Here is a 25,570-nt window from a genome sequence, read left to right as displayed (position 1 = left end):
CGCCGGCCACGCCCTCCGCTTGCTTCGCTACGCTCCGCAGCTCCGGTCCTGGCCGGCGCCATCACCACACTCAGACGGGGTCAACATTGCACGCCGATAAGGGGTCAAAGTTCGACGCCGATTGACAGATTATGCGCGGCTGCGCCTGCCTATGGGGCGGAAAGCGACAGGTAATTCATGACCGTCCATAGCGATGCACGATTGTGGGACGATCTGTGGGAAGTGGTGAAGGCGGGGCCCTCTGGTGGTCAGGCGACCTCCAAAGTAGCGAGGCGTCGCGACGGCGGCGTGGAGCTTGGATTCGTCAAGATCCTCACGAGGCAGGACGACACGGAGCGACGTGCCCGCTTCTATCGCGAGGCGGCCATTTTGGAGAGTCTCGACATCGATGGCGTTCCCAAGCTGATAGAAACCAATGCGCGCCATTATGAGAACCACGCGTTCAACCTGTACGCCGTGTCAACCCTCGTACCCGGCACGACGCTTCGCGAGCTTCGTGAAAGCTCTTACACCGCTGAGCAAGCGATCGGGTGGACCGCCGACCTTTGCGAAATTCTGCGAGCCTGCAGGGAAGCCGGTATCCGTCACCGCGATATCAAGCCGGAGAACTGCATCCTCAGCGAGGACGGCAAGCTGTATCTGGTTGATTTCGGCCTGGCTTCGGACGTCAACGAACAGGAAGGATTCGAAACTTCGGTTGGTCAAGAGATCGGCAACCGGTTTCTTCGAGTGCCGGAGTTCCGCCCTGAGAGCGCGAACAGAGACGATCCGCGCACAGATTTGACGTTGGCAGTGGGCATTCTCTTCTTCCTGCTCACTCGCACAAATCCCCGCGTGCTCGTGGATGAGCAGGGACGCTTTCCGCACCAAAGAGGCGATGTTGCCGCTCACCTCCGACCACTCGATGTGCCGCGCTCAGATCGCCTAATGCGGATTTTTGATCAGGGCTTCCAGCACGATCTCGACCGCCGCTTCCAGTCTGCTGAATCGTTGAAGGATGCGCTTCTCGCCTGCCTCGAGCGCGAAGGTCCGGGCCAAAAGGCAGATGTCCTCCAGAACAGGATTTTGGAGCACGCGAGCAGCGCTGATGTTCTTCATAGCAAGGCCATGATGGAGAGGTTGCACGCGATAAATGGCCAAATTCACAGACTGCGCGATCGTATGCTCGGGGAGCTGGGAGGAGTAGTTAGCAGCCTCGGCGGACCCATCGCCCATGTGGACATGAGTCAGGGCTATCTCAGCTTTGATACCGGCTTCCTCTATTCGCGCAACACGCGCGCTCAAATTATGCTGGGTTTCGAGATGCGTCACCTAGGATCTGAGATCGTCGTCACGGTGTGGTCCAACCGGGTGATGCAAGCAGAATTTCGTGTTCCAGCTGCCTCTGCCGAACTGCCACCCGATGATCTGGATCGCATTCGGGAAATATATCTTGAAAAACTTTCAGGAGCACCTGGTGCAATCTGATGTCCTAAGCCGAGCATCTGGAATGTCTGCCCGGGTCAAAATCACGCAAATCCACCCCTCCGGCCAAGCCTCATCTGGTCGATCCGAACGAAATGCCGATGGCAGATCGCAAGCGGGATCTGGCTCTGTTCAACCTTGCCCTAGACAGCAAGCTACGCGGCTGTGACGGTGTCGCCATGCGTGTCGGCGACGTCGCGCCGCGCGGATACGCCATGGATCGGGCGACCATCCGGCTAACGAAGACCGGCCGACCCTGGGGGCTGCTTTTCCTTCACCAGCGGGCCTGGTCTGCGATGGCCGAGGCGGTGCCGACCAAGTATTCCTTGATGTCGGTTATTGGGACGAAGCGACCGTGCGAAAGCAGAACCTCGGCAAAACCATCACGAGCCGGGCCGAGCATACTGCTCTAGCCAAGTGCCAAGGGCGTGCAGCTCATAAATTGCCTTCTCGCGCGGACCGTTGCCGAGACGACGGTACGGTGGACCAAATCCCACGTCTCGCCACTTCTCTAATGTGCGCTCCTTGATTTGGAGTATGAGGCCAACTTGGCCGGGCGTGAGGAACACTGGGAGGGGTTGTTGTGAACTCATTGCCGTGCTTCTCGCTGACGGAGGCGGTCTTTCGGCAAACGCCGGATGGCAAAACGTAGCTCAAAAGCTCTTTCTAGTCGCCAGTTGCCGGTGGCTTATCCAAGCCGACGTGCCTTGGGTGGGCGTCCGATGGCTGCGCCTCGTGCTCGAGCGGCTGCCATTCCGGCACGGGTGCGCTCGCTGATCAGAGCGCGCTCGAACTCCGCCAGAGCCCCCATCACGTGAAACAGCAGACGGCCGCTCGCGGTGCTGGTGTCGATCGCTTCGGAGAGGCTACGGAACATGACGCCTTTGCGCTCCAACTCCGCCACGAGGTCCATTAGATGCGAGAGGCTCCGGCCCAGCCGATCAAGCTTCCAGACTACGAGCGTATCGCCGAACTTTAACGAGGACAGCGCGTGCTCAAGTGCCGGTCGAGATGCTGTTGCCCCGGATGCGCTATCGCTAAAGATCCTTTGGCAGCCGGCCTTATTCAGTGCATCGAATTGGAGAGCGGGGTTCTGCTCGTCAGTCGATACTCGAGCGTAACCGATCGACTTCATTTGGCCTCATCCGCGTACCCCGCTGCCCGATGGGGTTTTCCACAGTTCTGGTGCGTCGGAGATACCAAAAGGGGTCCTTTTCTAAAGCTGCATTATCGAGCCAAACTGCTCACCCACGTAGCCTCAAACACAAGAGTACTTGGCGATAACCATCATGCAATAGAGCTGCCCAAAAATGGACCCATTATGAAGTCTGCTGGGGCCTCGGATGTATCAAGCCCGCATAGTTTATTTGGCGGTCCCACGCTTCTGACGACGCGGGAGGCGGCTGATATACTGCAATTGACTGAACGTACGCTGGCGAGTATGCGCGCACAGCGGCGCGGTCCACCTTATTATCGGTGGGGACACGCCGGTAAATCTCCGGTCCGCTACAGTCTCGTAGAGATCCAACATTGGCTGGAAAGAAATCGCCGGTGCGGGTCACAGATCCACGCTGATCGCGAGCAAAGCGGCGTTAGGCAAAGCCCATAGGTGTTGCAGGGCGCGTGTACTGTGTGAGATAAACGAACATCGCTTGCTTCTAAGTGACGGACACCGCGATGTTCTTTGGCGTCTGGGAGGTGTGGCGGATTTGCCAGCCGAATATTGGACATATTCTTGGACATGAAATTTCGGTCGGCGTAAAAACATCATTTAGCTGCAATGCGTTAGAGGCTGTAGTTCGACGTCCTCCGGCTCCGCCATTCAATTCAGCTCACGCGCCCGCGGGGCGCTCCGCATGGGCGGCGCTTAGCGCCGGGCCGCTTGCGGCCTGAGCCCTGACGGGCTGAAGTGGATCAATCAGCTCACGCGCCGATGGGCGCTCCGCGTCGATGCAGGGCACGGCTTCGCCATGACGGCGGCGCTCAGCGCCGGGTCGCCTTCCCCCCCGAGCCCTTCGGGCTGGAGGCGGGGCGCGGTTCTTGGTCATGCGCAGCTTGGCAGGAGCGTTTGCTAGGGCGCCATTTTTGCCGCTTCTGCTAGGGTCTGGATGAGTTCGGAGGCGGGTGTCTGAGCAAGACACATCAGCGTCCAGCCAAACCAGAGCCGCTCCTGGCCGCGCGTTATCGCGCGACTAACGGCGCCCAGTCCCAACTTGTTCAGAGTGGTGTGCACTTTGCCGGCGTTGAGCGCGCGCAGGACGCCGCGATTGCATTTGGGCGTCAGTGAAAACATCGAGCGAATGCGAAAGTCGGGGCTCAGAAGGTCGGAGAGCTGGTAGCGGTCGACCCAATGGCGGATCTGACCGGGCTTTGGCGCAGCGATGGCGTTGCGTTCGAGTTGCGGACGGTTCTGGGTGGCGAGCATGAGATAGCCGCCCGGTTTCAATAGAGACGCCATTTTGGCGATGAAGGCTTTCTGGTCTGCGACGTGAGAAAGAACTTCGAGGGAGACGATCACGTCGTATCGGGCCTCGTTGAACTTTAGAGCCATGAAGTCGCCGGCGACGAAGCGCACGCTTGGCAATCGCTGCGATGCACGCTCGAGGCATTGGTGCGAAAGATCCGTTCCGGTTACGGAGCCATAAGCGGTGAGGCTCTGACAAAGCCAACCTGCGCCGCAGCCGACCTCAAGGATTTCGAGATCGTGTCGACCGATCTCATCGAGCCAGGCGCATACCGCATCGCGCTGATCGAGAGACACGCGCTCAATGTTCTGCTCGCGCGTTTCGGTGTTCCATTGGTTCCAGAACGCGACCTGGTCGTTCATCGGCGCATCGTGGCGTTGCACATTGCTCGACATGGCGGATGCCTGCCTCCTTTCGGCTTTTTTGCCGATGGTAGGGCCGCCGCTAGGGCTGGTGCAGACAGCAAAACGGCGTATGCACGCGCAACGTGTACGGGGGCTGGCGTTAACGCGGACGTTGGCGTGATTGCCAGCCGTCAGTAGACAGCCGGCACGTACATTTCGCGCGGGATGGGGTGACGCTCATAATCGGGGTGATAGGTCCGCTCAGGCAGGACGATCGGCGGGCGCTTTACCTCCTCGTACGGAATCTGGCTGAGCAGGTGATGGATGCAGTTGAGGCGGGCGCGCTTCTTGTCGACTGCCTCGATAACCCACCACGGCGCTTCGGGGATGTGCGTGCGCTCGAGCATGATCTCCTTGGCGCGCGTATAGGCCTCCCAGCGGACGCGCGATTGCAGGTCCATGGGGGAGAGCTTCCACTGTTTCAGCGGATCGTGGATGCGCATGGAGAAGCGGAAGTGCTGCTCCTCGTCGGTGATTGAGAACCAATACTTGATGAGAATTGTGCCGGAGCGAACCAGCATGCGTTCGAACTCGGGCACGGTGCGCAGGAACTCATCGCACTCCTCGTGCGTGCAGAAGCCCATGACGCGCTCGACACCAGCACGATTGTACCAGGAGCGGTCAAACAGGACGATTTCGCCGGCGGCGGGCAGGTGACTCACGTAGCGCTGGAAATACCATTGCGTGCGCTCGCGCTCGCTCGGTGCGGGGAGCGCCGCTACGCGGCAGACGCGCGGGTTGAGGCGCTGGGTGATCCGCTTGATGACGCCGCCTTTGCCAGCAGCGTCGCGACCTTCAAAGATCACCACGACCTTGAGCTTCTGGTCGACGACCCAGTCCTGCAGCTTGACCAGTTCGCCCTGGAGGCGGAACAGCTCCTTGAAATAGAGCTGGCGGTCCATGCCTTCCGGTTCGGGGTGCTCGGCCATGTCGTCGAGCAGCGTGCTCAGACGCTGATCGTCGAGCTCCATCTCCAGCTCCTCGTCGAAGCTGTCTTGAAGGTCGGCGCGTGCACGCGTGTCAAAGTTCTTGTTGCGCGTGTCTTTGGTCACGACGGTGTCTCCTGCACTCAGAGCGGTTGGATGTTCATGAACGCTCGCCCGACATGCGATCGAGCAAGGCTGTCAGTGGGCGCGAGAAGGCAACGACGCCGACGGTCAATGCAGTGACGATGCCGGCAACAGCGCCGAAAAGTACGAGCTTCAGTTGCAGTGGTGCGCCCGTTTCATCGATGAGGTTCATGCCGAGGAACCCGGTGGCGATGGTGCCGATAAGGCCAACGATGGTAACGGCGGTGAGGCGGTGAATGGTTCCACTCTGGCGGCGCAGAACGTCGCTATCGAGGTATTGGACCATGTCGAAGATCTCGCCGCGCAGCTCCTTATAGAGTTCGTCGTTGCCCAGATGGGTGCGCTGCATGCGGTAAAGGTCGCGCGTCTGCGCCTGGTCGGAAATCTCGGTGAACCAGTAGCGCTGGGTGAAGCGCATGAAGGCTTCTTGCAGCCGAAAAGTCTCACGCCGAAAGGCGGTGGATGAGCGTGCGCTACGCACTTCCAAATGCTTGATCGCTGCGACGAGGCGGTCGGACAGCATCAACAGCGCGGCCTTGTGGAAGTGGCTGATGAGGAAGAGCAGGAAGTACTGATGACGGAACTGGCCGAGCAGGCCGCGTTCGTTGTCATCGAGGCGCGGCGAGTCTCCGTCGGCTACAATCGTGAACGCGTGGCCGGAGAGGAGGAAGCGGGCGCTGAGGCCGGTCGCCTCGGTGCCTTCGTGATAGTAGCGATCGTAGCAGTGGCGCGGTTCGAAATCGTGCAGGAAGCGATCGGAGAAGGGACCATCGCCATTGGCGTTGGGGCCGGTGGCGAACGCCAATCGCATGTATTCGGCGCGCTGGACCTCGCGCATGCGCTCGAGCGTCAGGTAGGTCATGACGGGCATGCGGTAGTATTCGATCTGCCGGAACGACAGCGGGCTGTTGCTGTCGGCTTTCTCCGCGGTGAGCGGCTTCAGCAGGAATTCCCAGTGGGCGGCGAAGCAAGGCGTGCGCTGGTGTCCCACGAACGAGAGATAACGTTCGCGCTTCTGATAATCCGAGGCCGCAAGAACGGTTCCATCCTTGGCCAGCCACTCAACCCGATGCGGGCAGTGCAGCGGCTCGCCAGTCTCAGTCCAGCCCGGTGGATAAGCACGGCCGAAGCGATACATGATCTCGTTGACGACATTGAGCGGCACGTTTGACGCGTAGAATTCGAAGGCGAGGATCACAGCATCGACGTCGTGGAAGAAGTGCAGGTCAATGTGGGCGATCTGGCAGGTGATGGGTTCGGCGCCTTCGGACAGAACCATTCGGACGGCGGCAACATCGGTGCGGCGGTAAACGCGCAGCGGTGCATCGCCCTTGCCGAGGGTGCGAAGCGAGCCTGGCGCATCGCCGTAGAGGAAGCGCTGGACGTGGGGGAGGAAGGCGACAAACTCGCGATAGTGGCGCTCTTGGAAGGCATCGCCTTCGACGCCGAACTCGTCGTCGACGAGTTCCCAGTGGCCTGCGCCGAGGCGCTCGAACAGGACGTCGGGCGCTTCGCGGCTTTCGGCCGTCTTGCCGCTCGCAATCAGTTCAATGGGCCAGAGGACAATCTGGCGGAAGTGCCGGGCAACCCTACCTGCATCTTCGGTCTGGCGCCGCGCAAGCGTCATCGTGGCCGGCGCGCTTTCGTCGTTGGCCATGCTTTCCCCGTCTGCAGATGCTGGGCCGAGGTTCACACCTCAGGGCCAAGTCTATTGATCGCCGATGACAGTTTTCTGACGGGATAAGCGCGGGCGGCGCCTCGATTTCGGTCTATTATCTGCGGATGTGAATTGCATAGCGTTTCAAAATAGTTCGGCCGGAACACCTGGCGTGCTGCAGTACTTTCGCGGCGGTTGTCTCCGCCGCCCCCCCAAATCCAGAAAGGACGCTGCCTTGTCTCAAGCGCAAAGCTCGAAAATTGTCGAAGAGGTGTTGGCCGCTAACGGGGCGTATGTGAAGACGTTCGGCGACAAGCGCGATCTTGCCCTTCCGCCAGCGCGACGCTTTGCGATTCTCACCTGCATGGATGCGCGGCTCGATCCGGCGAAATATGCCGGTCTCTCCGAAGGCGATGCGCACGTGATCCGGAATGCGGGGGGACGGGCGAGCGATGATGCGATCCGCTCGCTCGTGATCTCACACAAGCTGCTCGGCACCAATGAGTGGTTTGTCATTCATCATACCGACTGCGGCATGGAGCTGTTCACCGATGTCATTATCGGCGATCTGCTGGAGGACAACCTCGAGACCGCGAGCTTCGATGGGAAAGCGTGGTCGAACCCAAAGCACGGCGGTGGCAATCCGGCCGGTCAGTTCATCAAATGGCACACGATAAAGGATCAGGCGCAGAGCGTGCTGCAGGACGTGAGGCGCATCCGGCAGCATCCACTGGTCCCAAGGCATATCCCGATCTACGGCTATATCTACGACGTGAAGAGCGGGGCGCTTATCCCGGTCGAGGATGCAATCGAGGCAGGGCGCGCTTCGTAGCGCGGCCACCTGGTTCCTTCGCGTTGATCGGGCGCAGGGCGCCCGTTTGTGCAATCATGCTAGGAGGCATTGAGTGCCGTCCCCGATCGCGGGGGCGGCTGGCCATTTGTCGCCGGCGGGCGAACATCCTTGACACGATGGGTCCGGGTCGATCCGCTTCAGGGGCGACATCAACCGGGCGGACGCATGGCTGCACGCACGAAAAGCTCGCTCGCATCGGCGCTCTCGATCGCCATGGCCGACCATGGTCTCGGGTCGCGGACGGTGCTGAAGGTGGGCTTTCTTGCCCCGCTGACGGGCAAGCTGAAATCCTGGGCCGAGCCGGGCCTCAACGGCTGCCTGATCTGGCGGGACCGCATCAATGCGGCGGGCGGGATCAAGGTCGGCATGCGCCGGTTCATGGTCGACCTCGTGCCATTCGACAGCAACTTCGAGCCGGACCTGGCTCTGGCGGGTGTCAAAAAGCTGATCAACGAGGATGGCGTGAAGTTCATCCTGATGGTCGGCGGTAACGACTTCACCGACGATGTTCGCCGCTTGATCAACCAGCACCGCATGCTGGTGGCGACGCTGCTGCCAAGCGACCTTACGCCGGATGCGCCCACGCTGGTGGCACCGAGCGAGGTGCATCCGATCTACAACGTGACCGGGGTCGACTGGCTGGCGCGGCAGGAGCCCGGCCGCAAGACCGTTGCCATGTGTGCTCAGGACGATCTGCACGGCCTGCCTTCGATCGCGACCTACCGCGCCGCATTCGAGGTGGCGGGCTGGGATCTGGTGGAGGAGCACCTGTTCCCCATCGAGACGACGGACTTCGGTGCGATCGTCGAAAAGCTGATGGCGAAGAACCCGGACGTCTTGTGCTGGGATACGGTGTACGAGCCGTTCCTGCATGCGCTGACCAAGGAGGCCTACAAGCGCGGCTTCAAGGGGCGGATGATCTCATGCACGTGCGACAACTATCAGGAGCTGATCGCCGCCACGAGCCAGGAGTTCATGGAAGGGTTCGTCTTCCAGTTTCCCGACTTCGACGACCCGCGCCTCAATGACTCGCAGGTGAACTTCGAGAACCCGAACGAATTCTATGCCGAGTTCTGCGCGCGCTATCCGGGCACCTGGAGCGCGGTGTCGTGGGAATACGTTTCGACGCTGGAGCTATGGAAGAACGCCGTGCAGCGGGCGCGCACGTTCGAACCGTTCTCGGTATTGTCGATGATGAAGTTCGGCGGGGTCGGCCATCACGCGTTCGGCGAAGCGCACTGGTGGGGCCGGGAGCTGTTTGGCATCGACAACGCGCTGGTCGGGGACTGGCCGGTGGTCGTCATCGAAAACGGTCGCGCACGCATCCAGGAGTTCTCGTCGATCGTGCGGTGGTGGTCGGAAAACCGGCCGGTTCTGCTGCGGCACATGCGCGAAATGAAGCTGATGTGGGATCAGCGCGAGGAGGCGGACGCCGCCGCTGCTGCCGCGCTGGCACAGCAGCGGGTTTAGGCGCGCTGCGCGCTTCTCAGGACGAGGCGTAGATCATGTCCTCATGCGTGCTCGCTATATAGAGGCGCATGCATTCGACGGCCGTGTCGACGTCACGCCGTTCGAGCGCGTTATAGAGCGAGCGCAGGGCGCGCTGCGCCTCGCGGATGCGAACCGGGGTGAGCGTGCGGTTCTTGTTGGCGCACCACTGGGGCTGGCGGCGCACCTCGTGCATGATGCGGTACATGGCGACGATGAGAGAATTGTGAGTTCCTTCGCAGATCGTCATCATGAACTGCTTCTCGACCTCGGCGAACTCGGCGGCGTCGGTGACGATGGCTTCCAATCGCGCGAGCTGCTGGCCGAGTTTGGTGAGGTCGCGGACCGACATGTAGATCGATGCGAGGCGTACGATTTCGGGTTCGAGGATCGACTCGGCGACGTTCATCTCGAAGGGCGAGATGGTCTCGGCAATCGAGGATACGTTGAGGTATCCCGCCGCCTCGGCGCTGGAGCGCCGGACGTTGTCGGAGCGATAGGAAACGAAAGTTCCGCTGCCGGCGCGGCGCGCCACGGCTCCATAGGTTTCGAGGAACTCGAGCGCTTGGCGGATCGTGGCGCGCGATTCTCGGAAGGTCTCCGCAAGATCGCGTTCCGCGGGAAGGCGCGTTCCGAAAGGATATTCGCCAGTGGAGATGCGATTGAAGATGTCGGTGGCGATGGCCTTGACGCTTTGCTTGACCATCGGCAGGGGCGAGAGATCGCGGTCCCACGGTGCGGGTTCGATAGGGATGCCAAATCCGTGATCGGTCATGTCGGTCGGGTCCACCTCATTTGAGTGCCGTTGGGGCGGGCAGCAGACTTGGATGCAGTAGCACCGTCATCTGCACAGCGCATTTGAGCTCGCTGCGTGCGTCGCAGCTATCAACATTGAAACTGGCGGCGCTTTGCGCCAGCGCCTCGGCCTTGGCGCGGTATGCGGCACGAACGGCTTCGCAATCGGGCGCGGTCCATAGTTCCAGGAGCCGTATGTCGGCGCAGCCGGGACCGATCGTTGCGGTGAGCAGTGCGATAAGATCTTGATGGGTCGCGGCCTGTTGTGGTCGCGCGCGAGCCAGGTCCGAATTGCACCTCGAAATCGCGCTGCCCGCGGCGCACAGATCCAGCAGCGGCTGTCGCTTCAACTGCGTGAAGGCGTCTTGGTGCTGCATCGCCAGGCGGAGGTGGAAGACGGAGCCGCGACCGGCGAGCGGTACGTCTGTGCGTTCGATGTGCGCACGCGAGTCGGCCCACAATTGCGTTGCTGTCTCCAATCGCGAAGCGGCCAACTGTGGCGTGCCTGCAATAAGTGCGGCGATACCCACATTGTTGTTCGCGGCAGCGTCAATCGGGCCCTTTGCGCCCGTCGCGGGCGTCGATCGAAGCCATGTGTGCGCAGCAGCATCCCGGTGCCCATCGGCCAGGGCAATGAGACCATCGACCGTCGCTTTCATTCGGCAACCATTAGCAAAATTCTCAGCGTCGGCTGTGTTCGCATTTGCGATATGCGGGCCATTGTTGAGGCGTCTTGCCGCCCTTGACACAACGAAATCTGACGCTCGTTTGCTAGGCACTGTGCCATATCAAACCAAAATCAACCAAACAGTATTTTTGTCCTTTTCAATCGAATACTTGTGATCACTCCGTCGAAAAAACGCTGCCCAAACGCTGCGCAGCGCGTGCCCGAATTACTTTCCCTGCAGGCAACTTTTTCTCTTGCTCGCAATTTTCGATGATCTAAGCTCACCCCGTCAAGCGCTTTATGGTGCTAATTGGTTCAAAATGGTTGGTTTTGGTTTAGGCTCGGGACTTCGCCGTCGCCCCTCCGGTTGCGGGCGGGCGCGGGTGCGTGGCTGCCAGATCACCAAGCGCTCGGATGCTCATAGAAGTATCAGCAACAAGGAGTGACGCAGATGACTACGGGGGTCCTTCAGACACCCGTCGCGGGCTCATCGACCTCTTCCAGAGAGTTGATCAGGGCCATCGACTGGAGAGGTGCGTTTTGGGTGGCAAGCGGCGTTCCTGCGCTGGTGCTGTTCTCAATCGGCGGCATCGCAGGCACGGCCGGCAAGGTCGCGTTCCTGGTCTGGATCTGCTCCATGCTCATGGGGTTCATTCAGTCCTTCACTTACGCAGAGATCGCGGGTCTCTTCCCCAACAAGTCGGGCGGCGCGTCGGTTTACGGTGCTGCGGCCTGGGTTCGATATTCGAAGCTCATCGCGCCGCTGTCGGTGTGGTGTAACTGGCTCGCCTGGACGCCGGTGCTGTCGCTGGGCTGTTCAATCGCCGCCGCCTACATCCTGAACGCCTTGGCACCGATTCCTGCTGCGGATTCCGCGCCGGCTCTTGCGTGGATCAAGGCGCACGCCGGTTCGATCACCGCGGATTCACCGCGTGTCGTCGAATGGCTCGGCGCAAACGCCGGCAAAACGGCGCAGGACGCCATCAGTGCGCTGCTGAGCCAGGATGCGGTTGCCGCGCTGACGCCGGCGATCCGTGAATGGACGCTGTTCTCGCATGCGCTGGGCCCCGTCTCGTTCTCGCTCAACGCAGCGTTCTTCATCGGCGCGATCCTGATGCTGCTGGTGTTCTCGATCCAGCATCGCGGCATCATGGGCACCGCGAACGTGCAGAAATATATCGCTCTCGTGGTGATCATTCCGATGCTGATCGTCGGCATCGTTCCGATCATCACCGGGCAGATCAACTGGTCGAACTACTCTCCGATCACTCCGCTCGCTGCGGCCTATGCGCCGGAGCCGGGTTCTTGGAACATCGGTGGATGGACGCTGGTGCTGGGCGGCATGTTCATCGCGGCGTGGTCGACGTACGCGTTCGAGACGGCGATCTGCTACACGAGCGAGTTCCGCAACCCGAAGACCGACACGTTCAAGGCCATCTTCTACTCGGGTCTTCTGTGCCTGCTGTTGTACACGCTGGTGCCATTCACGTTCCAGGGTGTGCTCGGTCTCGAAGGCATGCTGGCGACGCCCATCGTCGATGGCTCGGGCGTTGCCGAAGCCATGGCGTCGATGGTCGGGGGATCGGGCTTCGTCACCAATATCCTGGTGATGCTGATGATCATGGCGCTGCTGCTGTCGATCATGACGGCTATGGCAGGCTCGTCGCGCACTCTATACCAGGGGTCCGTCGATGGCTGGCTGCCGCGCTACCTCAGCCACGTCAACGAGCATGGTGCGCCGACGCGCGCTATGTGGACTGACCTCGGCTTCAACCTGGTCGTACTTGCGATCGCTTGTGCCGATGCCACCAGCTTCTTCTTCATCTTGGCGGTGTCGAACGTCGGCTACATCATCTTCAACTTCCTCAATCTCAATGCCGGCTGGATCCATCGCGTTGACAACGGCGATGTGGTGCGGCCGTGGAAGGCACCGACGTTCCTGCTCGGCATCGGCGTGGTGTTTGCCTACGTCAACGCCGTGTTCCTCGGCGCAGGCGCCAAGGTGTGGAACCCGTGGGCGCTGTGGGCGGGCTTCATCGCCGCCGCTCTCATCGTGCCGGTGTTCTGGTTCCGTCACTACGTGCAGGACAAGGGCAAGTTCCCTGATCACATGCTCGCCGACCTTGGGCTCACGCAGGGAGATCTGGCTAAGAAGCGCGCCGGCATCCTTCCCTACGTCGCGCTGATCGTCGGTATTGCGATCGTGCTCGCGGCCAACTGGTTCTTCCAGCTGCCGGGTTGATCCTCCGGCCGGAGCGGCGGTCGGCGCCACTCCGGCCATTTCAATTGGCGCGGTATGCGCTGCTAGAGATAACAGGAGACAGAGCTTTGCTAGCAAGCGAAGTCAAAAGCCGACCCGTATATGCGGTTTTGGAGCCAGACCTCCACGCCGCAAGCAATATCGTCGTTTGTGACCGCGCTGGAGCGGTTGCCGTCATCGATATGCTCGGCAAGGGCGGTGCCGAGTTCGCGAACAAGACAACCGTGTTGCTGTGCGCGGACGACTATCCGGATGCAGGCAGCATCGATCTCGACGTCGCGCGGCTGCAACCGGCTCGCACAACAGTGCTGCCGAACATCAACGCGGCCGCGGCGGCGCTCGGAGAGCGTCTTTTCCGCGCGAAGATGGGTACGCGCATATACGCTGCGGGTTCGGAGCCGCTGATCGGTTCAGCCGTGCAGCGGGCCATGCGGTTTGGTGTCGATCATCTTTCGGTTCGCGCCGAGCATCGCGGTTCGCTTAAGCGCCGCGTGCAATGCGTGCATTGCAAGGGACTGATCGAGAACGTGATGGCTAGCCCCGTTACATGCACCAATTGCGGTCTGACGCTGGTCGTGCGCGATCACTATTCGCGCAGGCACGCCGCGTTCATCGGCGTGTGCGTCGATGCGGAAGTCGCGGGCGAGGTTCCTGAGCAGGTGCCATTCCAATGACAAAAACTGCATCGCATCGCGTGCGCGTCTCGCAGGTCGAGCGCGTCGCCGAAGGAATCAAGCGGTTCCGGTTCGAAGAAATCAGCGGACGTCCCCTGCCGGCGTTCTCAGCGGGCTCGCACGTCATCGTGTCAATGCACGGCAACGGACACACGTGGCGCAATCCCTATTCGCTGATCAGTGCGCCTGGCGACACGAGCGGATATGAGATTAGCGTGCTGCGAGCGCCTGAATCTCGTGGTGGCTCACAGTTTATGCATGAGCAAGTCGAGCGCGGAAGCGAACTCGACATTAGCGATCCGGTAAATCTCTTCCCGGTCGCACGCATGGCGCGCCGGCACATTCTCGTAGCCGGAGGCATCGGCATCACGCCGTTCATCGCCATGATGCGGGAGCTCAGCGCAGCTGGAGCCGATTTCGAGCTGCACTATGCAATGCGATCAGCTTCGAGCGGCGCATTCTGCGACTACTTGCAGACGACATATGGGAAGCGGGCACATCTTTACCGGGATGACCTGGGGGAGAGAATGCCTCTGGCTCACGTGCTGTCGGGGCAACCGCTCGGGACGCACATGTACGTTTGCGGACCTGCGGCGATGATCGAGTGGGCATTGGAGACCGGACGCACCGCGGGCTGGCCTCGCGAAAACCTGCACTCGGAGAAGTTTGCTGCACCGCCGGTCGGTTCGTCGTTCACCGTGAAACTGGCGCGGTCGGGCCGTGACATCATCGTGGGGCCGCAGCAGAGCATCCTCGAAGCGTTGGAGGCGAATGGCGTCGACGCTCCGTCGCTGTGTCGCGGTGGCGCTTGCGGGCAGTGTGAAACGCGCGTTGAAGCGTGCAGCGGTTCCCTGCAGCACCAGGACCACTACCTCACCGCGGAAGAAAAGGCTTCCGGCGGCAAAATCATGATCTGCGTCTCGCGCGCCTCGGGCACGCTGACGCTGGATCTTTAATCAAAGCTCGGAGGAAGAGCATGGGCCTAGTCTTCAAGGACGAGACGTTCCGCGACGATTTCACGTTTTCCAACAGTCCCACGGCGATCAAGCGGTTCCCGTTTCCGTTCGTCGAGGATCAGTACATGTACTCGGTCAACATCGAGCCGCATGTGCCCGGTCCCAAGGGATCTGTCTTCGAGTTCCCGATCGACATCGACGAGCATTATGTCTCGGAGATGCGCGACCGGGCGCTGGTGCTCGACAAGGATCCCAAGCGCTGCCAGGCGCTGCCGCACATGATGCCGGCGCAGTGGGACATGCTCGAGCTGTTGATGACGTCAATGGCGGACAAGTATCCGGAGCACTTCACGCTCAACAAGGACGGAGACAAGTGGCACTGGATCAATCGTCCGCTCGGCATTGAGCAGCGGTTCACGTTCGGCGATGAAACGACGCTGCCGTACGGGCCGATGGAATACATCGGCCGCCAGTGCCAGGGCGACTTCTCGCTGCAGGATCAGCGTGACGGCCAGTTGTGGATGGATGCCGGGATCATCACCACGCAGGCGGATTGGTCGCTCGATTTCGACGTCGGCATGAACTTCACCGAATGGCACGGGCCGGTACCGCTGGCGCACAAGGCGCGTGTGTTCGACCGGGCGCTGAAGTTCCTGCTGAACCTTCAGAACGGGCATCCGGTGCGGCGGCTCAACTGGACGATGACGATCAACCCGCGGCTCGATACGAGCCCGGAGAACTACCACAAATGGGGCGTCGATCGCACGACGGTGACGCCTGAGAACGTCGGCGACAAGGTGCACTTGCGCGTCGAGCTGCAGGGTCTATGGCGGCTGCCGCGTTCGAACGCGATCATGTTCTCGATCCGCTGCTACCTGATCAAGATGAAGGAGCTGGTGACCGTGCCGAAGTGGGCGCGGCGGTTCCATCGCGTGCTGAAGTCGCTGCCGCCGGAGCTGGTCGATTACAAGGGCATCACCCGGTATCAGGCAACGACTGTCGAGTGGCTGTCGCAGTTCGACGACGGTGCAGCGACGAGCCCGGGCGGTTGGCCCGATGATTTTCCTGGCGCCCCGCAAATCAAACCTCAAGAAAACAACCGGAGTGAGATGCCAATGACGGTAGCAAAATTTCCCCGACAGTCGGTCTTGAATGACCGGCACAGAGCGCTGGGCGCGGATCTGTCGACGGCCTGGAACGACATGCCGATCCCGCAGAACTACAACACGGACCCGTACGAAGAGACAGCGGCGGTGCGCTATCGCGCGGGCCTGTTCGACGTTTCCATGCTGAAGATGTTGAATGTCACGGGCAGCGGTTCGCTGGCGTTCCTCAATCATCTGCTGACGTCCGATGTGTCGAAGGCGAAGCCGGGCGATTCCCACATCAGCAACATCGTCAACGAGATGGGCGCGCTGGTCGACGACGTGATCGTCTATGTCGATGGTCCCGAAGAGTTCCGCATCTCGCACGGCGGCGGCGCGTTCGAAGACGCAATGATCGCGGTTGCCTCGAAGTACGACGTCAAGATCGAGCGCGACAACGACGTGCATATTCTGTCGCTGCAGGGTCCGCTGGCGCTCGAGACGCTGGCACCGCACACGCCGATGAACCTTGCGGGCCTCGGCTATTTCCGCCACGAGCCGACCACGCTGTTCGGCAAGAAGGTGCGCCTGGCGCGCGGCGGCTATTCCGGCGAGCGCGGATATGAAGTGTTCTGCTCGGCGGCGAATGCGCCCTATCTGTGGGACACGATCCTCGAGATCGGCAAGTCGAAGGGCATCATCCCTGTCTCGTGGGCGTGCCTCGATACCGTTCGCGTGGAAAGCAGCCTGTTGTTCTTCCCATTCGACATGCCGCATGGCGATACGACGCCGTGGGAAGTCCGCGCCGATTGGACGGTTGATCTGTCCAAGCCGGACTTCGTCGGCAAGCAGGCGCTGATCGAGCGCAAGGGCAAGGAGCGCTCGTTCATCTCCGGACTCGAGGTGGCGAGCGACCGCGTCGTCGAGCCGGGTGCGAAGATTACCGTCGGCGGCAAGGAAGTCGGCGTCGTCACCAGCACCGTCTACAGCCAGCATCTGATGAAGTCTCTGGCGATGGCGCAGATCGAACCGGCGTTTACGGCGCTCGGCACGGAAGTGGTGGTGCACGACAAGGGCGAGTTGCGCGCTGTCGTCGTGCAGATGCCGTTCTACGACCCGTTGCGTCTGCGTACACATCCGAAGGACTGAAGCCTTCGGACCGCTGCGATCGGCCTCTCACCCGCGACCCTCCCCCGCGCGTGAGAGCGACCCAGCGGGATTTGGCGAAGAACTGAGCGCACACTCCCTTGGCTGTTCCCTGTGCGCTGGGCCGGAGGTGAAGACCTCTGGCCCCTTTTTTTATTTGCCGCGCTCTCGGCGGCGTTCACTTTTGTGCGTGGTTTGACGACCTCGCCGTCCTCCGCCGATGTCGGCGATGGAGGCGTCCGCACGATAGGGCTGATCAATCAGTCGATTGATCGTTTGAACTTCACGTCGGTTTGAATGGCCTGCCAGCGGTGCGGCGGCATCGGGGCATGCTATGGCATCGGTCTCGATGGAGACGAGTCATGCACGATCGACACACCAAGGCACCCGGAGTTGCGGTTGGCATTACCGAGCCGATGATCGAAGCGCTCGTCCACGCCTTCTACGCCAGCGTGCGGCGCGATGAGATGCTCGGGCCGATCTTCGATGCACAGATAGATGACTGGGACGCGCATCTGGCGAAGCTGTGCCGCTTCTGGTCTTCGGTGACACTGATGACGGGCACGTACGAGGGGCGGCCGATGGCGGTGCATGCGGCGCTGCCGGCAATCGAAGGCGAGCACTTTGCACGCTGGCTGGCGCTGTTCGCGGAGACGGCCCACGCTGTTTGTCCGCCCGATGCGGCGGCGCTGTTCGTCGATCGCGCGCAGCGGATTGCCGAGTCGCTGAAGCACGGAATCGATCTGCACCTCGGTCGCGGACGGCTGGCAGCGGTGAACGCGCCGTAGCCAGCTCCACGCGTCGTTGGAAGAGCAACAATAACAAAAAGGAGCTTCGACGTGACTCTCACCACCCGCCTGACTGAAGCGCTCGGTATTCGCCATCCGATCATCTCTGCACCCATGGCTTTCGCAGCCGGCGGCAAGCTCGCTGCGGCGGTGTCGGAGGCCGGCGGGCTCGGTCTCATCGGCGGCGGGTATGGCGATGCCGACTGGTTGGAGGCGGAGTGGCGCAACGCCGGCAATGCTGCCGTCGGCTGCGGGTTCATCACCTGGTCATTGAAGAAGCAGCCGCATCTGCTCGCGCTTGTTCTGGCGCACAGGCCGAAAGCCATCTGCCTCTCGTTCGGCAATCCGGAGCCGTTTGCGGCACGTATAAAGGAGAGCGGGGCCAAACTGATCTGCCAAGTGCAGACGCGCCGGGACGCTGAGCATGCGATCGCGTGCGGCGCAGACATTATTGCGGCACAGGGGACGGAGGCCGGCGGACACGGTGAGAAGCGCGCGACGATGACGCTGGTGCCTGAGGTGGCGGATCTCATCGCTGCGCGATCGCCCGAAACGCTGCTTTGCGCCGCGGGCGGCATAGCCGATGGGCGCGCGCTTGCCGCCGCATTGATGCTCGGCGCCGACGGCGTTCTCGTCGGATCGCGGCTGTGGGCGTCGCGGGAAGCCAATGTGGCGCCGGCCATGCACGCTGCGGCGCTGGCGGCAACGGGCGATGATACGATCAGGTCGCAGGTGATGGATCTGGCGCGCAAGCTGGACTGGCCGTCGCGCTATACGGCGCGGGTGCTGCGCAATTCGTTCATTTCGCGCTGGCATGGGCGAGAAGAAGCGCTGGCCACCGTCGCTGACGAGGAGGCCGCGAAATATCGCGCCGCATGGAGCGCGGGCGATGCAGAGAACTCCAATACGTTCGTCGGCGAAGGTGCCGGGCTCATTTACTCGGTGGAGCCCGCCGGCGAGATCATCGGGCGCATGGTGGCCGAAGCAGAGGCCAGGATCAGGGCCGGCCGCGCGATGATCGCGTGAGAAGTGTCAGCGCGACGATGCGCTTGGACCTGGACGAATTGCGCGCGCACCGAGAGAGCCGCGCATTTCTTTTGCCTATAGTTTGATCACGGCATTATTGCCGCAGCATTTAGCTCCTCATAAGATTATGCGAGTAGCCTTGAGCTGTTGCTTCAACTTGCGTCGGGCCTCGGCTCGGCGTTAGGCTGGTCGCTCAATTGCCCGGTTGTCGCGTCATGGAAAAAATTCTGACGACAATCCTCTCGCAGTATGTGAAGCGCGGCTCCCTGACGCTGGTGACTGCGAGTGGCCGAGAGTTCACCTTCGGCGATGGCACCGGCGAGGAAGTGAAAATACGCTTCCTCGACAAGGGCGCAGAGCGCGGCGTGGTCCTCAATCCGGAATTGCGGCTGGGCGAGATGTTCATGGACGGCCGAGTGGTCGTCGAACGCGGCACGATCTACGATTTTCTTGCGCTGGTGCTGCGCGATGCGACGGTCGAAGACCGTTCGCTGCCGGCGCGCCTGCTCGGCCGGATGCGCTTCCTGACGCGCAATTTCGTCAGCCGCAACAATCGTTGGCGCTCCCGTCGCAACGTTGCGCATCACTACGATCTCGACCATCGGCTGTATGAGCTGTTCCTCGATCCGGACCGGCAATACAGCTGCGCATATTTCGAGCGCCCCGATTGCACACTGGAAGAGGCGCAGCTGGCGAAAAAGCGGCTCGTGACCGCGAAGCTGCTGGTCGAGCCTGACAGCCGCGTTCTCGATATCGGCAGCGGCTGGGGCGGGCTCGGGCTGTATATCAAGCAGATGGGTGGCGCGCGGCAGGTGCAGGGCATCACCTTGTCGACCGAGCAGCTGGAGATTGCGCGCGGGCGTGCCGAGAAGGCCGGCGTTGCCGATAGCGTGCGCTTCGTGCTGCAGGATTATCGCGAGGTTGAGGGCAGCTTCGATCGCATCGTATCGGTCGGGATGTTCGAGCACGTGGGGCCGCGCTTTTACGGCACCTATTTCAACAAGTGCCGCGAATTGCTCAAGCCCGATGGCGTGATGGTGATGCACACGATCGGGCTGATGGATGGCCCGTGGTATCCCAATCCGTGGATCGACAAGTATATTTTTCCCGGCGGGCAGCTTCCGGCGCTGTCGGAGATCATTCCGGCAATCGAGCGCGCGGGCATGATCGTTACCGATGTCGAGTGCCTTCGGATGCACTACGCCGAAACGCTTCTGGCCTGGCGCCGCCGCTTCATGGCGCGCAGGGACGAGGCGATGGCTCTCTACGACGAACGCTTCTGCCGCATGTGGGAATATTATCTCGCCTGCTGCGAGGCGGCGTTCCGGTTCCAGAACGTGGCGGTGTTCCAGGTCCAGTGTGCGCGCAGCGCCTATGCCGTGCCGCTGACCCGTTCGTATATCGCGGAGCGCTACGAGGACCTGAGGATGCGGGAGGCGATGCGCGAGGCCGACGCAATCCGAGAAATGGCTCCAGAGAGGCCCGCTCAGACTCCTGCGTCCGAGCCGGTGCCCTTGCGCAAGCAACGCCATTAATTGACTTTTTTCTAAGGGACCGGGTGCGGGGTGCGTCGGCTCGGCTTGGAAAGCCGATTGGGCTTGTCTATAGTCCTCCTTGCCGGATGGCATGCGCCATGAGGCAATAAGCCGGCTGGTCCGGCGCCGGGGTATTATTGCATCGAAGGCGGGACGCGGGGTCTCGGTAGCATTGTGTCAGTTGCACCGAATGCGGAGACTCCGGCGCGCATGAGATGCCATCCAATGCGCTGGCTGTGGGGACTTATCCCCATCGCTATGCTGGCTTGGCTGGCGGTGCAGGCCCAACATTCTCACATAGAACAGGATCTGGAGCGGCGCAGCACCGACGCCCTGCGCGCGGCGGGGCACGACTGGGCCGTGGTGGCATTCGATGGCCGCGACGGCCTTCTTGCCGGGCAGCCAGCCGACCGCATGCAGCTGGCGGAGGCCGCGAATGTCGTGCGCAACGTCTGGGGTGTGCGGATCGTGCGTACGCGCTCGATTGCTCCGGCGATCAGGGACGTGCCGATCACGCCGGCGACCGACGGAGGGGCGCCGGGGCGAGTGCTGCGTGACAGCGAGCCCTTACCGCTAGGTGACGCCGTGCCCGTTGCCAGCGCCGATGCCGTCGGCGAGCACGACAAGATGGTCGCGGATGCGTCCCCTGAGGGTGGCGTGTGGTCAGAGGCGCATCAGTCCGAGGCGGTGTTGGGGCATATTCGGGAAGCCGATGGCACGCCCGAGGTAACCGTCGCAACGCATGAGGTGTCGCCCGCTTCGCTCGGGCCGGATGCAACCCCGGCTGCTGCTGACAACGCACCGGCTGCCTCTACTGTGAGTGAGGCGGCAGAAGCCAAGGCCGATGCGGTCACGGCGGCCGACGTGCTTCCTGATCAGAAGGTCGCGGCGCTACCAACCGGAGAGAACGTTGCAGCTGGTGCCGCTGCTCACGCCGAACCTGTGCCTGCTGTAGATCAGGCGCACGGCGAGGCAACGGCCACTGACGCGGCCCCAACGGAGCTGCCATTGCGCAAACCGGGCGATGTGGCCGCGCTTGAGCAGAAGGCGGAGCAGGCGCCGCAGGAGAGTGTCACTCCGCCCGAGCGAAAGCCTGCCGAGGTGGCGGCCGCCGCGCCGGAGCCCGTTTCAACCTCGCCAGCGAACGGGGCGGGCGATGCGCACCCTGGGGGTGATCCTGCGCCCATCGCTCCAGAGCGAAAGCCTGTTGTGGCGTCGGCAAAGGCCGATGGCGCTTCGACGCGCGATCAGGGGGCTTCCGCGGTATCCAGCTGGCTGTCGGGGGTGATAGCGCCCGCGCCGGCGAAGCCTCCGCGCTTTGATACTGCTGCGTTGCCGCCGGGCAACATTGCAGAACCGGGCTCATGCATCGAGCGTGTGAAGGAGGCGGCTCGGCTTGCAGAAGTGCATTTCGCCCGGGGCGATGCCCGGATCGACACGTCAGGAAAAGCCGTTCTGGACGGGCTTGTCGGCGCTCTGAACGTTTGTCCGGAGGCGACGCTGCACATCGCCGGCCACGCCGATTCTTCGGGGAAGTCCCGACATAATAAGGTGCTATCGCGACACCGGGCACGGGGGGTTGCGAGCTATATGATCCATAAGGGCATTGACGATGGGCGTCTGGTTGCCGTCGGATACGGGGACCAGAAGCCGGTGGCGCCGAATGACAGCAAGGCGAACCGGGCGAGGAACCGGCGCATCGAGTTGACGGTCGCGGCGCGCGCTGCGCCACTGCCGCCGATGCCCGTACGAAAGCAGGGGACGCGCAATGGACTATCTGCTCGCTAATCTTGTTTGGTACGCCGCGGCGGCGTTCGCTGCCGGATTCATTGTGGCGTGGATTGCGTGTGCCAGGGTGGAAGACTGACGCGCGGGGAAACGCGCGCTAATGAAATTTGGGGAGTGAAGTTATGTCGGAGCTGCTTTGGCAGGCGTGGCTGCTGCTCGCGGCCGCGTTCTTTTTCGGTGGCCTGCTGGCGTGCAGCCTGAAGCGGCGCTTCTATTACAGCCGGGCGGCCAAGAGCCCGGACGTGGCGGTCAGCAGCATTCCGCACCAACCGGCTCCCGGGGAGCCGAAGATTGAGGTGACCCCGCGCGCTAGCGCTGAGGAAGGCCGCTTCGATCGCGCCATCAGCGGGCAGGCCGCGACGGGTGCGGCGGCAGTTGCGACAGCCGCTGCTGCAGCCACGGTCGCCGCAAAGCCGGCGCCGCCTCCTGAGCCGGCCGCCGCGCCGACCCCGGCCCCCGCTCCTGCTGCAGCAGCACCTGCTCCTGCCGCTGCGGCGCCGGCACCGGTAACGACCGCTCCGGCGGTGGCGCCTCAAGCGCCCGAACCCGCTGCGTCAGCCCCGCCCCCGGAGGCAAAGCCTATTTCGTCGATTTCGGTGACGTCGGGTTCTGGCGCGCCGGTGCAGCCGCAGGACGGCGGCGCTGCGCCAAGCGATGACCTCACTCGCATCCGCGGCATCGATAGCGTGGTGCAGAAGCAGCTCAAGGACGCCGGCATTCGCCGCTTTGCCGATATTGCCGGACTGACGTCGGCCGACGTCAAAGGTCTCGGCGAGCGCATTGGAGCCTCGGGTCGCATCGAGCAGGAGAATTGGGTCGGGCAGGCTCACATTCTGGCGACGGGTGGCGAGACGTATTACTCGCGGCGCGTCGACCGCGGTATGCCGGTGCCTCAGTTTACAGAGCCCGCGGCCGCAGTGGTGGCTGCAGCTCCCGCCGTGGCTGCGGCCGCCGTGGTACCGCAGCTGCCACTGGCTGCGTCCGGCCCGGGCGATGACCTTAAGCGCATTCGCGGTGTCGGCATCCTGAATGAGCGCAAGCTCAAGGAACTCGGCGTGCAGCGCTATGCCGATTTTGCGTTGCTCAACGCTGCGGATATCAAACTCATCGACGACGCCCTGGGCTCGCCGGGCCGTGTCGACAAAGAGAACTGGGTTGGACAGGCGCGGGTTCTGGCCGAGGGTGGCAAGACTTACTACGCGCTGCGGCTCGATGAGGCGCAACCGGCCGCTGCCGCGCCAGCTCCAGCTCCAGAACCGGCACCCGAAGCGGGGCCCGTGGTTGCCCCGGCTGTCGCTGCGGTGGCACCTGTCGCGGTGTCCGAGATTGCTGCCGCCGTAGAGCCGCCTGCGATTGCTTCGGAGCCAGTCGCCGCTTCCAGTGCTGCCGAGACGCCGGCGGCGGAACCGACCGGCGGAAGCGTTGCGCCGCTGCGCTCGGTACGTTCTGAAGCGCTCGTCGGATCTGATGGCGCCTGGGGTGTCCACCCATCGCGTGACGGTGACGACCTGAAGCGCATTCGCGGCATCGGCGTGCTGATTGAGAAGAAGCTCAACTCGCTGGGCATCGTGCACTTCGAGCAGGTAGCGAACTGGACTGGTGCGGACATCGAGCGCATTAGCCAGATCCTCGACTTCAAGGGGCGGATCGAGCGCGAGAACTGGGTTGAGCAGGCGCGCATCCTCGCGACCGGCGGCCAGACCGAATTCTCACGTCGGAGCGACGTCTAGCGGCTTCTGGGCGTGCCTGAATGACCGATGCTTCGGACCTTTTGGGTCCGAAGCTATCGTGGTCTTGCAAGGTAGCGTTCGCATCGGCAAAACGCTTGCGTAAGATCACGGGCGGCAACACCGTTGCGTGGTCTGCTATCGACGCGTGCGCGCTCCAGCCGATGAGGACAATCGATGTTTACGTTCGCCGATGACGAGGAGCGCCAGATCGATGCGTTCCTGCGCGATGCGGCAAGCTACGGCGATAGCGGTCCGGTCGAGGTGGTGGAGACGCACATCGCGCGCGTCTATCTGGTCGGCGAGCACGCCTACAAGCTGCGCAAGCGCGTGCACTTGCGCTTTGTCGATTTCTCCACGCTACATGCGCGGCATGCCGCTGCCGTGCGCGAGATGGAGATCAACCGCCCGCATGCGCCGAACATCTATCTCGGGCTGGTGCCGATCGTACGCAGGGACGACGGCAGCTTGGGGCTCGACGAACGCGGCGACATCATCGAATGGGCGGTGCGCATGCGCCGCTTTTCGCAGGATGCGGTGCTGAGCCATCGGGAGGAGCAGGGCCCGATCGCGGAAGACCTGGCGAAGTCTCTTGCCGACATGGTTGCGCGCTACCATCAGGACAGCCCGATTGCGAGCGCTTGCAACGGCGAGCGCATTCTGGCGCCCGTGGTCGATCAGCTCTCCAGTGCCCTCGAGTTTGGCTATCCAGACGTGGCGCAGCGGCTGATCGAGATGTTCGACAGCGTGAAGCCGCTGCTGACGGAGCGCGGCAACGCGGGTTGCGTACGCCGCTGCCATGGCGATCTGCACCTTGGCAACATCGTGCTGATCGACAACAAGCCGGTGCCATTCGACGCGCTTGAATTCAGTGAGGCGCTGGCAACGATCGATGTGCTGTACGATCTCGCCTTTCTGCTGATGGATCTCGATGCGCGCGGAGACCGCCACGCGGCGAACGCGGTGCTGAACGCTTACGTTGCGTTCGAGCCCATTGGTGGCGAGATCGAGGGATTGGCTTGCCTGCCGCTGTTCCTCGCGTGCCGTGCGGGTGTGCGTGCGGTGGTGGCGATGGCGCGCACGGAGCAGCTCGAACCCGAAGCGCAGACGGCGTTGCGGGCGGAGATCCATCGCAACGCGCTGCTGGCGCGCAGCTATCTGGCTCCGCCTCCGCCGGTGTTGATTGCGGTAGGGGGATTGTCGGGAACGGGGAAGTCGACGCTAGCGGCTCAGCTCGCCCCCTTTGTCGGATGTGCGCCGGGTGCGCTGCATCTGCGCAGCGATGTCGAGCGCAAGCGTCTGTTCGGCATTCCGGAGACGCAGCGGCTCGACCGGCAGCACTATCGCGTCGGTACGGCGCAGCGCGTCTACAGCATCGTCGAGGACAAGGCGCGGCGGGCGCTGTCTGCTGGCCATGCAGTGATCGTCGATGCGGTATTCGCCAACGAAGAGGAGCGGGCGAATATCGAGACGATTGCGCGCGATGCGGGTTGTCCGTTCATCGGGCTGTGGCTGCAGGCGCCGGCCGAGACTCTGATCGCGAGAGTCGAGCGGCGGCAAGGGGACGCCTCGGACGCCGACAAGCGCGTCGTGCGCGAGCAGCTCGGTTATGATCTCGGTGAGATCACCTGGTACGAGGTCGATGCTTCGGGCACGCCGGAGCAGGGGCTTGAAGAAGCGCGGCGGGTTGTCGAGGTGGCGAGCGGCGCTTCGTCCGCCTAG

The 25,570-nt window shown here is 62.5% G+C and carries 18 protein-coding genes and 2 pseudogenes; 14 read left to right on the top strand and 6 right to left on the bottom strand.

The features are described 5' to 3' along the window. Nucleotides 1-177 precede the first annotated feature (177 nt). Nucleotides 178-1,467, top strand: coding sequence for a serine/threonine protein kinase (locus NDB2M4_RS11645; RefSeq protein WP_083556193.1), 1,290 nt, complete (start codon nt 178-180; stop codon nt 1,465-1,467). A gap of 727 nt (nt 1,468-2,194) precedes the next feature. On the opposite strand, the pseudogene NDB2M4_RS11635 reads toward NDB2M4_RS11645, so the two are convergent. The 4 genes and pseudogenes from NDB2M4_RS11635 to NDB2M4_RS11615 all read right to left on the bottom strand — a co-directional run. Further along, a pseudogene (locus tag NDB2M4_RS11635) lies at nt 2,195-2,599 on the bottom strand (recombinase family protein); the annotation flags it as partial. A gap of 936 nt (nt 2,600-3,535) precedes the next feature. Further along, nucleotides 3,536-4,324: a class I SAM-dependent methyltransferase gene (locus tag NDB2M4_RS11625; protein WP_244536144.1), complete on the bottom strand. Its 789-nt coding sequence runs from the start codon at nt 4,322-4,324 to the stop codon at nt 3,536-3,538. Between the two features lie 140 nt (nt 4,325-4,464). Next, the gene (gene ppk2 / locus NDB2M4_RS11620; RefSeq protein WP_072374903.1) at nt 4,465-5,385 is read right to left on the bottom strand and encodes a polyphosphate kinase 2; all 921 of its coding nucleotides are present in this window, start codon (nt 5,383-5,385) and stop codon (nt 4,465-4,467) included. 34 nt (nt 5,386-5,419) lie between these two features. Further along, nucleotides 5,420-7,060, bottom strand: coding sequence for a magnesium transporter CorA family protein (locus NDB2M4_RS11615; RefSeq protein WP_083556189.1), 1,641 nt, complete (start codon nt 7,058-7,060; stop codon nt 5,420-5,422). 235 nt (nt 7,061-7,295) lie between these two features. On the opposite strand from NDB2M4_RS11615, the gene NDB2M4_RS11610 reads away from it, so the two are divergent. Then, nucleotides 7,296-7,892 carry a beta-class carbonic anhydrase gene (locus tag NDB2M4_RS11610; protein WP_072374900.1) on the top strand — a complete coding sequence of 199 codons (597 nt, stop codon included), beginning with the start codon at nt 7,296-7,298 and terminating at the stop codon, nt 7,890-7,892. Between the two features lie 186 nt (nt 7,893-8,078). Then, nucleotides 8,079-9,383, top strand: coding sequence for an ABC transporter substrate-binding protein (locus tag NDB2M4_RS11605; protein ID WP_072374897.1), 1,305 nt, complete (start codon nt 8,079-8,081; stop codon nt 9,381-9,383). A gap of 16 nt (nt 9,384-9,399) precedes the next feature. Here NDB2M4_RS11605 and NDB2M4_RS11600 read toward each other — a convergent pair whose 3' ends face one another. Further along, nucleotides 9,400-10,176 carry a FadR/GntR family transcriptional regulator gene (locus tag NDB2M4_RS11600; RefSeq protein WP_083556216.1) on the bottom strand — a complete coding sequence of 259 codons (777 nt, stop codon included), beginning with the start codon at nt 10,174-10,176 and terminating at the stop codon, nt 9,400-9,402. A 16-nt stretch (nt 10,177-10,192) separates the two neighbouring features. Next, nucleotides 10,193-10,855, bottom strand: a complete 663-nt coding sequence (locus NDB2M4_RS11595; protein ID WP_072374895.1) for a hypothetical protein — start codon at nt 10,853-10,855, stop codon at nt 10,193-10,195. A 459-nt stretch (nt 10,856-11,314) separates the two neighbouring features. Here NDB2M4_RS11595 and NDB2M4_RS11590 point away from each other — a divergent pair, with 459 nt between their 5' ends. The 11 genes and pseudogenes from NDB2M4_RS11590 to NDB2M4_RS11540 all read left to right on the top strand — a co-directional run bounded on the left by NDB2M4_RS11590 (nt 11,315) and on the right by NDB2M4_RS11540 (nt 25,570). Continuing rightward, nucleotides 11,315-13,105 (top strand): APC family permease, encoded by a 1,791-nt coding sequence (locus tag NDB2M4_RS11590; protein WP_139247213.1) that lies wholly within the window; start codon nt 11,315-11,317, stop codon nt 13,103-13,105. A gap of 86 nt (nt 13,106-13,191) precedes the next feature. Then, a complete protein-coding gene (locus NDB2M4_RS11585) occupies nt 13,192-13,797 on the top strand; it encodes a dimethylamine monooxygenase subunit DmmA family protein (protein WP_072374889.1) in 606 nt (201 codons plus the stop codon). Beyond that, nucleotides 13,794-14,753 carry a PDR/VanB family oxidoreductase gene (locus tag NDB2M4_RS11580; protein ID WP_072374886.1) on the top strand — a complete coding sequence of 320 codons (960 nt, stop codon included), beginning with the start codon at nt 13,794-13,796 and terminating at the stop codon, nt 14,751-14,753. The genes NDB2M4_RS11585 and NDB2M4_RS11580 overlap by 4 nt, the downstream gene beginning before the upstream one ends. A 20-nt stretch (nt 14,754-14,773) precedes the next feature. After that, nucleotides 14,774-15,811, top strand: a pseudogene (locus NDB2M4_RS11575) (DUF3445 domain-containing protein); the annotation flags it as partial. 57 nt (nt 15,812-15,868) lie between these two features. Beyond that, complete coding sequence (locus NDB2M4_RS11570) at nt 15,869-16,987, top strand: aminomethyl transferase family protein (RefSeq protein ID WP_072375105.1); 1,119 nt, start codon at nt 15,869-15,871, stop codon at nt 16,985-16,987. A gap of 359 nt (nt 16,988-17,346) precedes the next feature. Then, entirely contained in the window at nt 17,347-17,772 is a 426-nt protein-coding gene (locus NDB2M4_RS11565) for a group III truncated hemoglobin (RefSeq protein WP_072374883.1), read from the top strand. A 51-nt stretch (nt 17,773-17,823) separates the two neighbouring features. Continuing rightward, nucleotides 17,824-18,798: an NAD(P)H-dependent flavin oxidoreductase gene (locus tag NDB2M4_RS11560; RefSeq protein WP_072374880.1), complete on the top strand. Its 975-nt coding sequence runs from the start codon at nt 17,824-17,826 to the stop codon at nt 18,796-18,798. Nucleotides 18,799-19,013: 215 nt separating this feature from the next. Beyond that, on the top strand, nt 19,014-20,333 hold the full coding sequence (locus tag NDB2M4_RS11555) for an SAM-dependent methyltransferase (protein WP_072374878.1): 1,320 nt from the start codon (nt 19,014-19,016) through the stop codon (nt 20,331-20,333). Nucleotides 20,334-20,558: 225 nt separating this feature from the next. Next, nucleotides 20,559-22,121 (top strand): OmpA family protein, encoded by a 1,563-nt coding sequence (locus NDB2M4_RS11550; protein ID WP_072374875.1) that lies wholly within the window; start codon nt 20,559-20,561, stop codon nt 22,119-22,121. Nucleotides 22,122-22,243: 122 nt separating this feature from the next. Next, nucleotides 22,244-23,851: a hypothetical protein gene (locus tag NDB2M4_RS11545; protein ID WP_072374872.1), complete on the top strand. Its 1,608-nt coding sequence runs from the start codon at nt 22,244-22,246 to the stop codon at nt 23,849-23,851. 174 nt (nt 23,852-24,025) lie between these two features. Continuing rightward, nucleotides 24,026-25,570 carry a bifunctional aminoglycoside phosphotransferase/ATP-binding protein gene (locus tag NDB2M4_RS11540; RefSeq protein ID WP_072374869.1) on the top strand — a complete coding sequence of 515 codons (1,545 nt, stop codon included), beginning with the start codon at nt 24,026-24,028 and terminating at the stop codon, nt 25,568-25,570.

The organism is Hyphomicrobium sp. NDB2Meth4, assembly GCF_900117445.1.
Taxonomy (GTDB): Bacteria; Pseudomonadota; Alphaproteobacteria; order Rhizobiales; family Hyphomicrobiaceae; genus Hyphomicrobium_A.
This window is presented reverse-complemented; position numbering and strand designations above follow the sequence as displayed.

Coding starts and splice junctions, on each gene's coding strand:
- NDB2M4_RS11645 (WP_083556193.1), top strand. CDS start 178: ATGACCGTCCATAGCGATGCACGATTGTGGGACGATCTGTGGGAAGTG.
- NDB2M4_RS11625 (WP_244536144.1), bottom strand. CDS start 4,324: ATGTCGAGCAATGTGCAACGCCACGATGCGCCGATGAACGACCAGGTC.
- NDB2M4_RS11595 (WP_072374895.1), bottom strand. CDS start 10,855: ATGAAAGCGACGGTCGATGGTCTCATTGCCCTGGCCGATGGGCACCGG.
- NDB2M4_RS11555 (WP_072374878.1), top strand. CDS start 19,014: ATGGAAAAAATTCTGACGACAATCCTCTCGCAGTATGTGAAGCGCGGC.
- NDB2M4_RS11580 (WP_072374886.1), top strand. CDS start 13,794: ATGACAAAAACTGCATCGCATCGCGTGCGCGTCTCGCAGGTCGAGCGC.
- NDB2M4_RS11545 (WP_072374872.1), top strand. CDS start 22,244: ATGTCGGAGCTGCTTTGGCAGGCGTGGCTGCTGCTCGCGGCCGCGTTC.
- NDB2M4_RS11600 (WP_083556216.1), bottom strand. CDS start 10,176: ATGACCGATCACGGATTTGGCATCCCTATCGAACCCGCACCGTGGGAC.
- NDB2M4_RS11590 (WP_139247213.1), top strand. CDS start 11,315: ATGACTACGGGGGTCCTTCAGACACCCGTCGCGGGCTCATCGACCTCT.
- NDB2M4_RS11550 (WP_072374875.1), top strand. CDS start 20,559: ATGCGCTGGCTGTGGGGACTTATCCCCATCGCTATGCTGGCTTGGCTG.
- NDB2M4_RS11565 (WP_072374883.1), top strand. CDS start 17,347: ATGCACGATCGACACACCAAGGCACCCGGAGTTGCGGTTGGCATTACC.
- NDB2M4_RS11605 (WP_072374897.1), top strand. CDS start 8,079: ATGGCTGCACGCACGAAAAGCTCGCTCGCATCGGCGCTCTCGATCGCC.
- NDB2M4_RS11570 (WP_072375105.1), top strand. CDS start 15,869: ATGACGGTAGCAAAATTTCCCCGACAGTCGGTCTTGAATGACCGGCAC.
- NDB2M4_RS11540 (WP_072374869.1), top strand. CDS start 24,026: ATGTTTACGTTCGCCGATGACGAGGAGCGCCAGATCGATGCGTTCCTG.
- NDB2M4_RS11615 (WP_083556189.1), bottom strand. CDS start 7,060: ATGGCCAACGACGAAAGCGCGCCGGCCACGATGACGCTTGCGCGGCGC.